The organism is Methylotenera sp., assembly GCF_013141425.1.
In the GTDB taxonomy this organism is placed as follows: Bacteria; Pseudomonadota; Gammaproteobacteria; order Burkholderiales; family Methylophilaceae; genus Methylotenera.
This window is the reverse complement of the sequence record NZ_JABFRA010000100.1, coordinates 45,270-60,135: the sequence shown is the minus strand read 5'-3', so window position 1 is coordinate 60,135 and position 14,866 is coordinate 45,270. Positions and strand designations below refer to the sequence as shown.

Below are 14,866 nucleotides of genomic sequence, written 5' to 3'. Positions count from 1 at the left end.
CGTCGCGATATTTTAAAATTGTAGCTAAATTAATTGAATCAAAGTTAATTTAGATAAGTGTCGCTATTTAAATAGTTATCTCGGGTGTGGCGTAAACCCACCGCTAGCGCTGCCGTGATTGGCAAGGCTAGCAACACACCAGTAAAGCCAAAAAGTTGTCCACCAGCAATCAGGGCAAAAATCACCACTACTGGATGTAAGCCAATGCGGTCGCCCACTAATTTGGGCGTGACAATCATGCTTTCAATTAACTGGCCAAGCCCAAACACCATTAATACCGGAATCACTTGTGCCAAACTTGTGAATTGCAGAACCGCAACTAACAGCGCTAAACCCAAGCCCAAGGTTGGGCCTAAATAGGGTACAAAGCCCAGCAAGCCAGCAATGATACCAATGGCTAAGGCCATGTCTAGGCCAACAAACCATAAGCCAGCAACATAAAAAACGCTCATTACTGCCATTACCGCAAGCTGGCCGCGTAAAAACTCAGACAAGACTTGATCAATTTCAGTGGCGATAGAAGTAGTCTTTCCTTGCCAATCAAGCGGAATCAGTTGGGCGATGCTAGCAATAAAGCCATCCCAATCGCGCAGTAGATAAAATAACACCACGGGTAACAGCAAAATATTGGTTAGCAAGCCGATAAGCGCCAAACCATTATTGCCGGCAATTTTGAGTAGATCACCTAATATACCGCCCGCGGTTTTCCAGTTTTTACTGATGATTTCTTGAATTTGCGCGCCGTCAATCGCAAAACTAATTCCAAAATGGCTTTGTAGCCAAGGCTCCACAATGTTGCGAATATTGCTGATGATGCTAGGCAATCGTTCTGCGATGAGCAGTGACTCTTTTTGTAGCAGCGGTACTAAAATTAAAAATAGCAGCGTGATGATGCCAAAAATTCCAGTCATTACAACCAACGTGGCGAGGGTGCGGCCAAGCCTTAACCTGCCAATGCCAAGCAAACATAAGCGGTCGACCAAGGGGTCGCAGATATAAGCGAGAATTGCGGCGATTAAAAAAGGCGTAAGTACAGGCAGCAGCAAATAAATAATAATCACGAAAATCACCGCAATAATCAGCCAGCGATTGTCGATAAATACATTTTTTGTTGCTGTTTTTTTGGGTTCAGTCGTCATATGGGTTAAAATTATACTTAAACGTTTAGAAGGCGTTCCTATTAATTCAATTTTCGTCATTATACGGTGTTGCTCACAAAAAATAACTCCTTATATATCAAATATATACAGCGTCATAATTTTTTGTTTGCGCCTTGTCTAATTTAGAAAATTGAATTTATAGAAGCACCCATAACGAGAAAATAAGTAATTATTCAATTTATACATTAAGCGAGAGCCGTTTTGACTACATCTTCTACTGACACAACCTCAATTAGCTACCGCGATGCGGGCGTCGATATCGAAGCTGGCGATGCGCTGGTAGAACAAATTAAGCCATTTGCGAAGCGCACCATGCGTCCTGAAGTGTTGGGTGGCATTGGCGGATTTGGATCGTTGTTTGAAATGCCAAAAAAATTTAAAAATCCCGTGCTGGTTTCCGGTACCGACGGCGTTGGCACTAAACTTAAGCTGGCTTTTGAGTTGAACAAACACGATACCGTGGGAATCGATTTAGTCGCCATGAGTGTCAATGATATTCTAGTGCAGGGCGCCGAGCCGCTGTTCTTTTTAGATTATTTTGCCTGTGGCAAGTTAGAAGTGGGTACGGCGGCGCAAGTCATTAGAGGCATTGCCGAAGGTTGCGAGCAGTCGGGCTGTGCTTTGGTGGGCGGTGAAACAGCTGAGATGCCAGGCATGTATCCTGCTGGCGAATATGATTTAGCAGGCTTTGCCGTGGGTTGTGTGGATAAACAAAATATCATTAATGGCACTACCATTGCCGCGGGTGATGTGGTGCTGGGTTTAGCTTCAAGTGGAGCACACTCAAATGGCTATTCGCTGATTCGTAAGCTTATTGAAAAATCAGGCATCGATTTTGAGTCTGATTTCCACGGCAGAAAATTCAAAGATGTGGTGATGGCACCCACGCGTATCTACGTTAAGCCGCTTTTGCTGTTGATTGCTACCTTGCCTGTTAAGGGCATGGCACATATTACTGGCGGTGGCATTACCGAGAATATCCCACGGGTGCTACCAGAAGGCTTAACTGCAGAAATTCAAAAAGGTAGTTGGGACATGCCGCCATTATTCAACTGGTTGCAAGCACAGGGTAATGTGGCGGATGCCGAGATGTATAAAACTTTTAACTGCGGCATCGGTATGGCGGTGATTGTGGCAGAAGAGCATGCCGCGGTAGCCATCGACCTATTACGCGATGCAGGTGAAACGGTGTTTCATATTGGTAATATACGCGCTCAGCAGTCTGGCGAAGCGCCTACTGTGGTTGTATAAGTAAAGAATCTCAGACTTTTTTGTATCTAAAAGCAAACTTCATGCGTTAAGTACGGGTGTGACTTTTTTACAGTCTTATTTAAGGAGTGCGTGTGTTTAGATACATTAAAGTGATAAGTTTAGTTTTTTTATTGACCTCGAACACTGTTTTTGCAGCACAACAAGTCGCCTTACCGAAAAGAATTCAAGCGAATTATGTGGTGTCTAAAGATGGAAAAGCTTTTGCCAATGTGCGCGAGCAATTTGTCATTACAGGTAAAACCTACCAATTAGAAAGTGTTACAAAAGGTATTGGCGTATACGCACTTCTTGGTGAACGCAAGTTGATAAGCACAGGTAAGGTAACCAGCAAGGGCCTTCAACCTCGGCATTTTGAATTACATCAGGGGGATAATCCGAAAAAAGCGTTGTTTGCCGATTTTGATTGGTCAAAAAATACCTTACGCATGTTAGTGAAAGGTGAGCCACGTGAGGCTAAGTTATCGTCTGGGACACAAGATCTGGCAAGCTTTGCTTATCAGTTTATGTTTCTACCTAGGCCAATTAAAAACGACCTGACAGTGAAATTGACCACGGGTAAAAAGCTTAACGAGTATTCGTATAAAGTTAAACCTGCGCTGGAATTGTTGAATGTTGAAGGAGGACAGTATAAAACCTTGCATCTGGTTCCGACCGATCAAAATGAAGGCAAAGAGCTATGGCTGGCGACTGAGAAAAATTATTTATTAGTGCGCTTTTTGATGGTGGATGAAGACGGCGCAAAACTCGAGCAAACTTTAACTGAGTTACATGTGGAATAGCCTTTATTGGATTCGCCTCAAATCGCTATGGCAGGATATTAGCTATAGGCGTCTAGCATACGCGCTAGCTTTATCAGGCCTATTGCATCTATTTTTAATTGGTAAGTTTCATTTAAATTTTATTGATTTCACGGACAGCCGTCAGGTAATTGAGGCGCGGTTGGTTTTGCCTAAAGTCGCACCTCAACCTACCGAGCAGCCGCTGTCTGTAAAAGATAAGCCCGCAATCAAACCAGTCGATTTAAAAAACCCTGCTGACGTTGAATCACCCCCTGCAGAACTAGCTACACCAACAAAAATATCTGAACCAGCAGACCCAGTATCTATCGCCGAGTTACCCAAAAACGAGCTGATTGAACCTGCCACTGAGCCTGAAATTGCAGAACCAGTTTTAGCTAACCTAGCAGAGGAAGTTGGGCTAATAATAAATCCTAAGCCCTACCAATATATTGAATCTGAATTTGATGTTTACACGGATAAAGACACGGTTGTTGATAGAGCGCCCGCTGGAAGCGCTAGAATGGTATTCCAGATTTTACCCAGTGGCGAGCAATATAAAATAGAAAGCCTGATAAAAGCCAAAGGTTTGGCGGCATTGCTAATACCGGATTTGTTGCAGACCAGTGAAGGATATTTAGACCAGATTGGCCTAGAGCCCGCGCATTACCTATATAAATTTGGCGATAAAAAAGAGAAGACTTACCGCGCAGACTTTGATTGGGAAAGCAAAAAACTAAGTTTACGCACCGAAAAAGGCGAACAGAAACTTGATTTAGCCGAAGGTACACAAGATTTACTCAGCTTTATGTATCAGTTTATGTTTGTGCCGCCTTTGCAAAACATGCAAATTCTTATTACTAATGGCAAAAAACTCGGTGTATATGATTATAGTTTTGAAGGCGAGGAACTTATCGCAACAAAAATGGGCGAGTTGAATACGCTACACTTAGCGCGTCAGGCGGCAGAAGGAGAAAAGAAAACTGAATTGTGGTTGGCCTTAGATTATCGCTACGTACCTGTTAAAATACGCGAAACCGATAAAGACGGTAAGGTCTATGAGTTGCTGGTGACCGATTTAAAAACAGAGCGCGCTGCAACTTCAGAATAACCAATGGTCAGAAATACAGGCTCTGATTTAGAGCCTTTTAACATTATTTTAAAGAGAAATAAATGACGCCCAATCTAATACGGCAAGCCGCAGTGATGTTATCCAACCTGCTCGAATTCAATAGTCCAGCAGATGCAAAGTTGAGCGAATTCTTTCGCAACAACCGCGATTTGGGTACTAAAGAGCGCGCCTTTGTGGCCGAGAGTGTTTATGGCGTATTGCGTCGTTTACGTTTTTTAAGCACGGTAACTGCTAATGATGATAACGACCCCGATGATGCACGTAAGCTGATCTTGGCGTGGTTGTTACGCGTGCAAGGTATGAGTATACGCGAGCTTGAGCCGATGCTGAATGAACAGCAAAAAGAGTGGGCGCATCTCATTAAAGCAAAATCGACGGAAAATATGCCATTGGCCGTGCAGGCCGATGTGCGTGATTGGTTGTGGGAAAAATTAGTGGCTCAATATGGCGAGGCCGAGGCACTCACTATTGCTCGCAGTATGCATGAACAAGCTACATTGGATCTACGTGTAAACACCATTAAAGGCACGCGTGATGAGGTGCTGGCAAAATTCATAGCTGAGAATACATCAGGTGAAACCAATGTAACAGTAACACCGTATTCGCCCATTGGTATTCGCATGCCAAACCGCATGAATATTGGGCGTCACATTTTGTTTACTGAAGGTAAAATAGAAGTACAAGACGAAGGCAGTCAACTGTTGGCGCATCTGGTTGCGGCTAAACGTGGCATGATGGTGGCCGATTTTTGTGCAGGAGCAGGTGGAAAAACCTTAGCTATCGGCGCGTTGATGCGTAATACAGGGCGCTTATATGCGTTCGATGTTTCAGATAAGCGCTTACACAATCTAGGCCAACGCTTAAAGCGCTCTGGCTTGAGTAATTTAAATGCGCAGAGTATCAGTAGTGAAAATGACCCAAAACTAAAACGCCTTAATAGTAAATTTGACCGCGTGCTGGTGGATGCACCTTGTACGGGTTTAGGCACTCTTCGCCGCAACCCAGATCTTAAATGGCGCCAAACGCCACAAGACTTGGCCGAACTTACCCTTAAACAAGCCGCTATTCTGGCGCGTGCCGCAAAACTCACCAAAGCAGGCGGTCGCTTGATTTATTCAACTTGTAGTTTACTTAAAGATGAAAATGAGCAAATCGCAGAAAGCTTTTTAGCCGCACATCCTGATTTTACCTTGTTGAATGCTACGGAGATATTAAGCCAGCAACAAATTCAGTTGGACACAGGTAAATACTTAAAGCTATTGCCGCATTTACATAATACCGACGGTTTTTTTGCGGCTGTGTTTGAAAAAGTAAGCGATACCAAAATTAGCGACACCAACAAGCCAGCAAAACAGGACCAAAAAGTTCAAGTTATTGAGGCCACAAAAGCTGCTGAAATTGCCGAGCCTGTGTCTGAGGCTATAACGCCAAAAGTTAAAAAAGCCGCAGTAAAACCTAAGGCGAATAAGCTTGATAAACCGCCAGTGGAAAAAGTAGTGATAGAAAAAGTGGCTAAGTCAAAGGTAGTTAAATCAAAGGTGGTTAAATCTAAAGTAGCAAAAGCCAAAGCTGCAAAGGAGTAAGACAAGATGAAACTCCCCAGTCTCAACATTCAGATAATCCTGGGCGCGATATTTGGTGTTGTGATTGGTTTGTATTTTCATACATTAGGCGCCGAGGCTGTCCCAGTAAAAGGCGGATTGTACGCGGCAGGACTGATTGGCACATTGTTCATTGATTTACTCAAAATGATATTGATTCCGCTGGTGTTTTGTTCCATCACAGTTGGTATTGCCAACTTAAGACAACACCAACAAATGCATCGCGTTTGGGTCAGTACTTTAGTGTTTTTTATAGCGAGTATGGCGTTCGCAATCACGCTGGCTTTAATTGCAGGAAATTATTTTAGCCCTGGCGCGGGCATGCAATTGGCGATGTTCGATAGCGCCATGCAAAATTTTGAGGCCAAGCAACTACCATTACCTGAATTTTTTGCTCAATTTTTGCACTCACTATTCATCAACCCTTTTGCAGCTTTGTCGCAGGGTAATGTAATTGCGGTTGTGATGTTTGCACTTATTTTGGGCATTGCCTTAGTGATGGGCGGCGAACGCTATAAGAATGTATTGTCACTCTTGCAAGAGGGTTTGGAAGTCAGCATGCAAATCGTGGGCTGGGTAATGCGTTTGGCGCCCTTCGGCATTATGGCCTTACTTATTAAACTGGTAGCCGTACAAGACCTTGCGATGCTAAATACGCTGGCTAAGTTCGTTGCTGTGGTAATGGGCACAACTTTATTACATGGCGTAGTCGTATTGCCATTAATCCTCTACTTAATTACCGGTAAATCGCCTTTGTGGTTCTGGCGCGGCGCACGTGAGGCATTGGTAACGGCCTTTGCTACTAGCTCAAGTTCCGCCACGCTTCCCATTACCTTGCGCTGCGCAACGCAACATTTACACGTTAAGCCAGAAATTGCGGGCTTTGTCATACCACTCGGGGCAACCATCAACATGGATGGCACCGCGCTTTATGAAGCCGCTGCGGCATTATTCATTGCCAATTTGGCTGGGATTGAGTTGAATTTGGCACAGCAACTAATCGTGTTTTTTACGGCAATGATAGCTGCCATGGGTGCACCTGGCATACCAAGTGCAGGTATGGTGACCATGGTCATGGTGCTGCAATCGGTGGGGTTGCCCGCTGAAGCGATTGCGATATTGTTGCCAATTGACCGATTGCTTGATACTTTGCGTACTACCGTGAATGTTGAAGGTGATATGGTAGGTAGTCTAGTGGTACAAAAACTTATCAAATAGTCGCCAATAAGTTTCTAGAGCAAGTGTCTTGAAAAAGTTAGCTAATATGACTGAGGTAACAAGTTTTAATTATTTTGGAGATTGACTGTGCCTAGAAACTTAATACTAGTTGCTGTAATCACTTGCTCTTTCTTATCAGGTTGCGCTAACGTAGCCGCTGATAGAACCTTAACTGTTGCAAATGCTGGCAGAGACTACGTTCAAAATATTAAAAAAGTGAACGATATTGCCTTGGATATTTCAATTGACTTTACGGCTGATATTCTCCCTGCACTACCAAGAACCGAGCAGACGCTCAATGATTATTCAGATGAGCTGAAAATACGCGTGCATTACGTTGGGGATGCACATGATTATATAGACGGAATAGCTAGCTACTTTTCAGAACTGCAAGCACTAAGCAATGGTGATCAAAGTGAGGCCACGGTCAATGCACTGGCTAAAATTGCAGATTCGTTAAAGGTTGAGCCAGTAAACCTTAAGCTCTCCGATGAACGCAAAGTGGCACTAACAGGTCTGGCGGGCTATGTGGCAAAACAGGTCCATGCAAAGGCTGTTGAAAAGGCGCTTATTCGAGATTCAACTACTGTAGCTCAAGCGCTTGCCTTAAGTGAACAAATGCTGGATGAGCAAATAAGGTGGTTGAACCTTCGAGAAAAAGCCGAGCGATTGAAGAAAAGAAAACTAGCGGTCTATAAGCCTTTTATAGAAAATGCAAGTTTAGGTTCAGAGTGGAAAAATGCATGGAAGGAAGATATCCGTGGGCCAAAAATTGAGGCCCTACTAGTGGAAGCTAAGCAATCTTCTCAAGAAATGCAGAAGCTGTGGGTTAATATTCTTCGCGGACAATATTCAGTGACAGAGTTGCGAGCATCGCTGGATAACGTTAAAGCTGGTATCGATGCGATAACACTTTTACTTCAATCCAAATAACTTTTATGACTAAACTACTATAGGTGTCACTGTTAGTAAATTCTGGCAAGGAGGTTGAAATGAATAGTAAGGACTATGAAGTGATGCGTAAACAAGTTGAAGATGTATTCATCTCACTTTATGTGATAGATGTTGGCTCCTTAACCTCAGCACACCGCGTTAGCCATCAAGAAGCTTTAAGTGTGGCTTATCTCGCAGTTATTCGTATGGAGAACAAGGCCTTCAGCACGCTAACCGAGCAAGCGAAAAAGAAGCTGGAGAATCTGGCGATTGAAACTAAAAAATTACAAGACGACTTGACCGGACTCAAAAAAGCTACTGAAAAACTCAGTCTAATTTCATCTGCACTAAATGTACTGACTTCGCTAGCCAAGCTGTTGAAGTAGTTATTAATGAAACCAACTGCTTTATGTGCAGTGACTAGGGTCTTTTAAAAACGGCACGATTCTAGCCTTGGTATCTGGATGTGATGATAGCATTTCAGGGATAGATGAACCCTCGCCATTATGACTTTTTTCAAGCCGCATTAACAGTGTGGCAAATGATTTAGCCGGGATGCAAGCAGCATTCAATGACTGTAATGAATAGTTGTCTGCTTCAGTTTCTAATTCTCGTGTGTAGCTCATGTTCATCATTAAGGCTGGCAACCCAGAGGCGACGCTACTCACATCTCCTGTGATGGCAATTATAATGAGCCCAGAAACTGTACCTTGTAAGGTTTGCCGTAGGGCATGACGTCCTTTAACGTGGCCGAGTTCATGCGCCAAAACAGCGACAATTTCATGATTATTTTTTGCCAACGTAATCAGTTCATCGGTAATGACCATATAGCCACCTGGCAAAGCAAAGGCGTTAGCACCTATTTTAGGGCTCTTTCTGAAATTCAATTGATAGCTTGGGCAGCTGCTCGTTTTAGTACACATGGCTTCTAGGGCGGCTTGCACTTCTTTTTGTTTGGATATTGGTAGTTCACTGGCCTCAAAATAGCCAATTTTTTCGTGATCTAATGTGTCTAGGGTTTGTTTGCCGAGATATTGCTCAACACTGGCAGGGGTCGCTAGTGCCGCGTATTTGGCAATGGTAGGTACGCCGTATTGCAACAGCAGCCAGCTGGCGAGCGCAATACCAATAAATGCGATAAAAATGACGGATTTATGTGTTTCAGCAAAATGCACAAATTGCCAGAAAGTATGGGCTGGTTTTTCAGGTAAGCAATTTTCTAAATCTTTAAAATCAGTTTCTAAGCGTCCGCCATCGGGCAAGTCGATCAGTCGCTTACCACTGCCGAGTCTGGCCTGTACATGGCAATCGTCGATTAAGAATTTAAGCGTTTGGTTGGAAATGCTACCTTCATCGTTTGGGCTTGAGAATGAAAACAGAAAATGATTTTCTTCAATGTACACCAACACCCGCTTGGCGCGGGGGCTGATGCCATTGTAAAAGTCTGCTTCAAATTGCATGGAAATATTACAAATTAGCCGAACGAAATATCCACATCAAACATTTCGGCAATCTCTTCACCAGTCGCACGTGTTGCGGCTTTTTTGTCGCCGACAAATTTATCCCAATCGGTTTCGCCCGAAAGCGCTAAATGTTCTGCGCGATAGCGCGCCATGCGGATTTGCGCCCATGGGGTTGCTAAACCAATGGTGAGAATTAGCACTAAGGTATTGGTGATGTAAAGCAATAATAAATCGCGCATACGTTGATCGCTGAAAAATCTTACCTGATCAAGCGTTGTGTTGTTCCAAACCAAGTTTTGGATGCGTGATTTAAAATACGCTGCGAATGAAAAGATGATGGCAAGGTAGACTAACAATGCTAGTATTCCACCAATAATTGCCGCTGCAATTCCTTTCGTTGATATTAAATGTTCAATAACTCTTGCAAGAGGATCTTTCTTCTCAGGTGCTACCTCAGTTTCAGCGCTATAAATGTCAGCTCCACCCTCAATGGCTTGTTGAGATTCGGCAGACTTTATTAACTTGTCATATTCGGCGCGCTCTTCAGGCGTTAAGTTTTTTAGCATTTCTTCTTCTGAAATACTGTCCTGAATATTTTGCGCTTCAAGTACAGTATTTTCAGCTTCTGTGGCCAAGTTTTCAGGCGCATTATTGGTCGTATCTTCAGCCGTAACCTTGATAAATCCACCAGCATTGATGCTGTTAGTCAGGCTTGAAGAAACTGGCTGAACATATTGAGCTTCACTTAAATTCGTCGCTTTAATTTTATATTGCTGATAGGCAGGAATCGCTACAGCGGCAAGAATACCTATCAGTGGAATTAGAAAAATAACGAGGTAAATCTTGTAGAAGCTTTTAACTAAGGCTTCTAGATTGAAATGGCTGGTGCCAAATTTGTGATTATCCACCACAAATTTATGCGTACGTTGAGCTGCAAATGGAATAGCCAAGCCCAATGTGACAAGGGATAACAAGGTGTAACCAACAAATACCAAGGCGGCTTGGCCATATTTTCCGTCAAAGTCAAAACGTAAGCCACGATGGCTAGAGTTGCGTGCGTTAAACGTCATACTGCGTACGACAATCCAAGGCAAAGCAACAAAAAAAGCGATTAACAATACTATCGCGGCGACAGGGCTAAAAGCGGCTAGACCTTGATATAAAACAAATAACACAAAAGCGATGATGCGGCCTTTTAGTATGGAAACAGGATTGGCGTGGTAATCAAAGCCAACACCATCGACTAAGGTATTATTATAAAAGTATTTTTTGCGGCGAACTTTTGCCCATGCAGAATAGATGCCTAGTGTGACGATAGACAATAGTAGATTTACAATCCAAATACCAAAGTATTCGCCAGCTTTACCCGTAAATTCAACGGGGGTTTGACTGTTTGACATTGTGACTCCCTTTTTTTATTGAGTTTATTTGTAAATATAAAAGGCTAGGAGTCCCCTCATAATTAAAGTGATATTACAAATTAATTGTAATACCGTCCCAGAATAGTAGCATTTAGAATATTGAACAGCAAAGTAAAATGTTGTAACCTGCGCTTAGGCAACTTAACTAACTGATTTTTATTATTAAATGAACGCTTTGAATCAACATCTCCATTTTCGCAAGGCTGAATCTACTGATGCGCCAGCAATCACCATGCTTATCAATTCAGCCTATCGTGGCGAATCTAGCCGCGCTGGATGGACGACCGAAGCCGATATCTTAGAGGGCTTGCGCACTAGCGCTAAGGATGTGCAGCTTTTAATTGAGTCTGAAAATTCAATGATATTGATCTGCTTAGATGGAAATGACTTGCTGGGGGCAATCTGTCTTGAGAAAGCGTTGGGGGCCGTTCACCTCGGCATGTTTGTGGTGAATCCCATTTTGCAGGGTAAAGGTTTGGGTAAAAAGTTGTTGAATACCGCTGAAAAATTGGCGCAACAAGTTTGGGATGCTGAAAAACTGCAGATGCATGTTATTACTATTCGCTATGAGTTAATCGCGTTTTATGAGCGACGCGGCTATCAGCGCACTGGCGTTCTAATTGATTTTCCAGTCAACCCAAGCGTGTGGCAGCCTAAGCGCGAAGGGCTTCGGCTTGAAACCCTCGAAAAGATAATCAAGTGCTAAACCTGTTAGGTGCAATGCACGCGTCTAAATGCGCATGTCTAGTTGGAGCAATATATTTTTGTACAAAAGATTAAGAATGTTTACCTAAACGCAGTACTCTGCCCATCACCAGTGAATAAGCTGCGGGCACTACAACCAAGGTCAGCAGGGTGGAAGAAATCATGCCACCAATGATTGCAACGGCCAGTGGCTTGTTGGTTTCGCTACCAGCACCTAAGCCAATTGCGGCAGGGAGTAAGGCTAGGATAATGGTAAACGAAGTCATCAACACTGGCCTTAGGCGGATAGGACAGGCTTCTTTTAGGGCATCATTGATGTTGGCGCCTTTTTCTACCAGTTGATTGGTTAAATCGACCAGCAAGATGGAGTTTTTGGCCACTAGGCCGATGAGTAATATCAAGCCTATCATCGAGTACATATTCAAGCTGTTGCCCGATACCCACAATGCAATCAGGCCACCGATAATGGCCAGTGGCTGGGCAAGCATGATTAATATTGGCTGTATAAATGAGTTGAATTGGCTTGCCAGCACCATGTAAAGCAAAGTGAAGGCGAGAATGAGAACAAATTTTACATTTTTCATGGTTTTGCCAAACTCTTCGGCCTGCCCCGTCATTTTAATGACGTAATCTGGCGGTAATATTTTTGCTGTCGTTTCGTTGACCAATGTTACAGCGTCACCTAGGGGCATGCTGGGGCTGGCATAAAAGTTTGCGGCGTACTGCAAGTCGTATTTGCCGATAACTGCAGCGCCTAATTCTTGCTTAAATTGAGCCACAGCATCAAGGCGAATCAGTTCACCCTGCGTGTTTCTAAGATAGATTTTCTTTAAATCATCAATATTCGTTAGCGTACCTTCTGCCGCCCGTAAGCGCATGTCATAACGCTGGCCATCGCCATTTTCTTGATTATATTTGCCTATGTTAATACCACCCACATACAGTGAAACTGCATTAGCAATTTCAGTGGCGCTTAAACCAAAGTTGGCGGCACGTACGCGGTCGATACTCATGTTGAATTGTGGTAAATCAAGTTGAACATCAATGTCCACCTTCCCCATGTTGGGATTTTCACTCAACGATTTTTGAATGGCTTGGGCATAACGCGCAATTTCTTGCAAGCTATTCCCGGTGAGATTAAATTGTAGTTTTTCGGATCGTTGACCACGCACCATGCTAACTGGCGCTGGAGATGCACTTACTCCAGGAATTTTATCGAGTTCAACTTTTAACGTCTTGATGAGTTCTTTTTGACTAATGCTGCGGGCTTCTTTTGGTTTAAGCCGTACTTGTACACTCCCCTGATTTACCTGCCCACTTGCGCCTGAGCCAATAAGGGCAAAATAGCTTTCAATTTCATTTGGATGCTTGCCAAGTTCAGCTTCTATTAATTTTAGGCGTGAATCGGTGTAGTTAATATTAGAGCCTAGAGGTGTTTTAAAGTTGATTCTAAAATTGCTTTCGTCTGTTTCAGGTACAAAGTCCTTCTCAACATATTTAAGCGAAAAATAGCCAGTGACTGCGACAAAGATTAGTGTAGCCAGCAAAACGAAACCGCGGTGATGCAGTATCGCACCTAATAGTTTTCGATAAATATTATCCATACCATATAAAAATCGACCAAAGGCGCGATAAATGGCATTTTCATTGTGCGTTACTTTTAGGTAGCGCGAGCAGAGCATGGGCGTGAGTGTAAGCGACACAAACAGTGAGACCAATACGCCAAAAGTAACCACCACTGCAAAGGATTTAAAAAACTTGCCAATCATGCCGTCCATAAAAATGACGGGCGCAAAAATACTCACCAGTGAGGCAGAGGAAGCGAGCACCGCGAACACCACTTCGTTACTGCCGTTAATGGTGGATAAGGTGCGAAATTTAGCCACTGCCCGTGGATTTTGCCTATCTGTTGCACTTAAGCCCGCTCCAATGTCGCCCTCCATGTGCCTTAGAATGCTCTCTCGCACCACAATGGCATCATCCACCACCACGCCGATGAGCAGCAGTAATGCCAGCATGGTCATGCTGTTGAAGGTGTAACCAGCAAAATACATCACGGCAATGGCGCCGAATAATGAAACAGGAATCTCTAAACAAATCATCAATGTAGAGCTAAAAGAGCGCATAAAAATTAGCACAATGAGCGCGGCAAACAATGTGCCTTCGACTAAGTGTTCTTTTAGCGAGGCAACCATTTGGTTGATAAAGATTGAATCATTGGTAGAAACTTCAAGGCTTAAACCAGGCGGCAGGTTTGGTCGTACATCTTCATTTAATCGGCGTTCTACTTCTTTAATAATTTCTACGGTATTGGCATTGGCAATTTTTACCATCCCTAAGCCCACCGAAGGCTTGCCGTTAAAACGCGCCACTTGGCGTTTGTCTGCCATGCCACTTTCAACAATTGCAATGTCTTTAAGGCGGACAGGTGCGCCATCTCGGACAGCAATCACTAAATTGGCTAAATCTTTTAAGTTATGAAATTCAAGGTCTAATTTAAGCAGGTTCTCAGATTGCTCACTTACCAAAAATCCACCTGGCATTTGAATATGTTCACGATTAAAGGCATTGGCTAAATCCGTGGCGGTGATTTTATAAGCCGCCATGCGTTCTGGTAAAACATTGGCACGAATGGTTGGTTCTTGCCGGCCACCTATCATCACTTCACCAATGCCGTTAATCGTTTCAAACTTCTTTTTCAGTACATTATTGGCGTATTCATTGAGTTGCAATATCGTTCTGTCGCCACTTAGCGCCAGCCAAATCACTGGAATGCTGGCAGCATCTACTTTACGAATCGAAGGGGCATCAGTGCCTGTAGGCAGACGTCGCATGACCTGACTAACTTTAGATTGCACCTCATTAAACGCCACATCGATATTTTTATCGAGTGTGAAAGTGACGCTAATATTAGATGCGCCTGGCGAAGATGATGATTGGATGTGCTCAATGCCAGGGGTGGTGTTGATTGCCGTTTCGATAATGCTGGTAACGCTCGTGTCAATTACATCGGGGTTTGCCCCTCGTAAAGTGGTGGTGATGGTAATGACAGGAAAATCTACGGTGGGAATACGATCAACGCCAATTTTTTGATAGGCAATTACGCCAAATAGCACAATGACCGCAGATAGCATCCACGCGAGTACGTGGCGTTTAATGGAAAATTCAGGAAGCGTCATGGTTTG

At 43.5% G+C, this 14,866-nt stretch carries 12 protein-coding genes; 8 read left to right on the top strand and 4 right to left on the bottom strand.

All coding sequences use genetic code 11. From position 1 onward, the window contains the following. Nucleotides 1–44: 44 nt before the first annotated feature. Entirely contained in the window at nucleotides 45–1,139 is a 1,095-nt protein-coding gene (locus HOO90_RS09060; RefSeq protein ID WP_292842260.1) for an AI-2E family transporter, read from the bottom strand. 222 nt (nucleotides 1,140–1,361) lie between these two features. On the opposite strand from HOO90_RS09060, the gene purM reads away from it, so the two are divergent. The 7 genes from purM to HOO90_RS09025 all read left to right on the top strand — a co-directional run bounded on the left by purM (nucleotide 1,362) and on the right by HOO90_RS09025 (nucleotide 8,478). Beyond that, a complete protein-coding gene (gene purM, locus HOO90_RS09055) occupies nucleotides 1,362–2,411 on the top strand; it encodes a phosphoribosylformylglycinamidine cyclo-ligase (protein WP_292842258.1) in 1,050 nt (349 codons plus the stop codon). A gap of 131 nt (nucleotides 2,412–2,542) precedes the next feature. Further along, the gene (locus HOO90_RS09050) at nucleotides 2,543–3,211 is read left to right on the top strand and encodes a DUF3108 domain-containing protein (RefSeq protein WP_292842256.1); all 669 of its coding nucleotides are present in this window, start codon (nucleotides 2,543–2,545) and stop codon (nucleotides 3,209–3,211) included. Next, entirely contained in the window at nucleotides 3,201–4,319 is a 1,119-nt protein-coding gene (locus tag HOO90_RS09045) for a DUF3108 domain-containing protein (RefSeq protein ID WP_292842254.1), read from the top strand. The genes HOO90_RS09050 and HOO90_RS09045 overlap by 11 nt, the downstream gene beginning before the upstream one ends. Before the next feature lie 62 nt (nucleotides 4,320–4,381). Beyond that, nucleotides 4,382–5,923: an RsmB/NOP family class I SAM-dependent RNA methyltransferase gene (locus tag HOO90_RS09040; RefSeq protein WP_292842252.1), complete on the top strand. Its 1,542-nt coding sequence runs from the start codon at nucleotides 4,382–4,384 to the stop codon at nucleotides 5,921–5,923. A gap of 6 nt (nucleotides 5,924–5,929) precedes the next feature. Continuing rightward, nucleotides 5,930–7,159: a dicarboxylate/amino acid:cation symporter gene (locus HOO90_RS09035; RefSeq protein WP_292842250.1), complete on the top strand. Its 1,230-nt coding sequence runs from the start codon at nucleotides 5,930–5,932 to the stop codon at nucleotides 7,157–7,159. 87 nt (nucleotides 7,160–7,246) lie between these two features. After that, a complete protein-coding gene (locus HOO90_RS09030; protein ID WP_292842248.1) occupies nucleotides 7,247–8,092 on the top strand; it encodes a hypothetical protein in 846 nt (281 codons plus the stop codon). A 59-nt stretch (nucleotides 8,093–8,151) separates the two neighbouring features. Then, on the top strand, nucleotides 8,152–8,478 hold the full coding sequence (locus tag HOO90_RS09025; RefSeq protein ID WP_292842246.1) for a hypothetical protein: 327 nt from the start codon (nucleotides 8,152–8,154) through the stop codon (nucleotides 8,476–8,478). 21 nt (nucleotides 8,479–8,499) lie between these two features. Here HOO90_RS09025 and HOO90_RS09020 read toward each other — a convergent pair whose 3' ends face one another. Further along, a complete protein-coding gene (locus HOO90_RS09020; protein WP_292842244.1) occupies nucleotides 8,500–9,552 on the bottom strand; it encodes a M48 family metallopeptidase in 1,053 nt (350 codons plus the stop codon). Nucleotides 9,553–9,566: 14 nt separating this feature from the next. Next, nucleotides 9,567–10,955, bottom strand: coding sequence for a DUF898 family protein (locus HOO90_RS09015; protein ID WP_292842242.1), 1,389 nt, complete (start codon nucleotides 10,953–10,955; stop codon nucleotides 9,567–9,569). 196 nt (nucleotides 10,956–11,151) lie between these two features. Here HOO90_RS09015 and HOO90_RS09010 point away from each other — a divergent pair, with 196 nt between their 5' ends. Further along, complete coding sequence (locus HOO90_RS09010) at nucleotides 11,152–11,682, top strand: GNAT family N-acetyltransferase (RefSeq protein WP_292842240.1); 531 nt, start codon at nucleotides 11,152–11,154, stop codon at nucleotides 11,680–11,682. A 70-nt stretch (nucleotides 11,683–11,752) separates the two neighbouring features. On the opposite strand, the gene HOO90_RS09005 is transcribed toward HOO90_RS09010, so the two are convergent. Next, nucleotides 11,753–14,860, bottom strand: a complete 3,108-nt coding sequence (locus HOO90_RS09005; protein ID WP_292842238.1) for an efflux RND transporter permease subunit — start codon at nucleotides 14,858–14,860, stop codon at nucleotides 11,753–11,755. Between the last annotated feature and the right edge of the window lie 6 nt (nucleotides 14,861–14,866).

Coding starts and splice junctions, on each gene's coding strand:
- HOO90_RS09060 (WP_292842260.1), bottom strand. CDS start 1,139: ATGACGACTGAACCCAAAAAAACAGCAACAAAAAATGTATTTATCGAC.
- HOO90_RS09045 (WP_292842254.1), top strand. CDS start 3,201: ATGTGGAATAGCCTTTATTGGATTCGCCTCAAATCGCTATGGCAGGAT.
- HOO90_RS09040 (WP_292842252.1), top strand. CDS start 4,382: ATGACGCCCAATCTAATACGGCAAGCCGCAGTGATGTTATCCAACCTG.
- HOO90_RS09035 (WP_292842250.1), top strand. CDS start 5,930: ATGAAACTCCCCAGTCTCAACATTCAGATAATCCTGGGCGCGATATTT.
- HOO90_RS09025 (WP_292842246.1), top strand. CDS start 8,152: ATGAATAGTAAGGACTATGAAGTGATGCGTAAACAAGTTGAAGATGTA.
- HOO90_RS09020 (WP_292842244.1), bottom strand. CDS start 9,552: ATGCAATTTGAAGCAGACTTTTACAATGGCATCAGCCCCCGCGCCAAG.
- HOO90_RS09015 (WP_292842242.1), bottom strand. CDS start 10,955: ATGTCAAACAGTCAAACCCCCGTTGAATTTACGGGTAAAGCTGGCGAA.
- HOO90_RS09005 (WP_292842238.1), bottom strand. CDS start 14,860: ATGACGCTTCCTGAATTTTCCATTAAACGCCACGTACTCGCGTGGATG.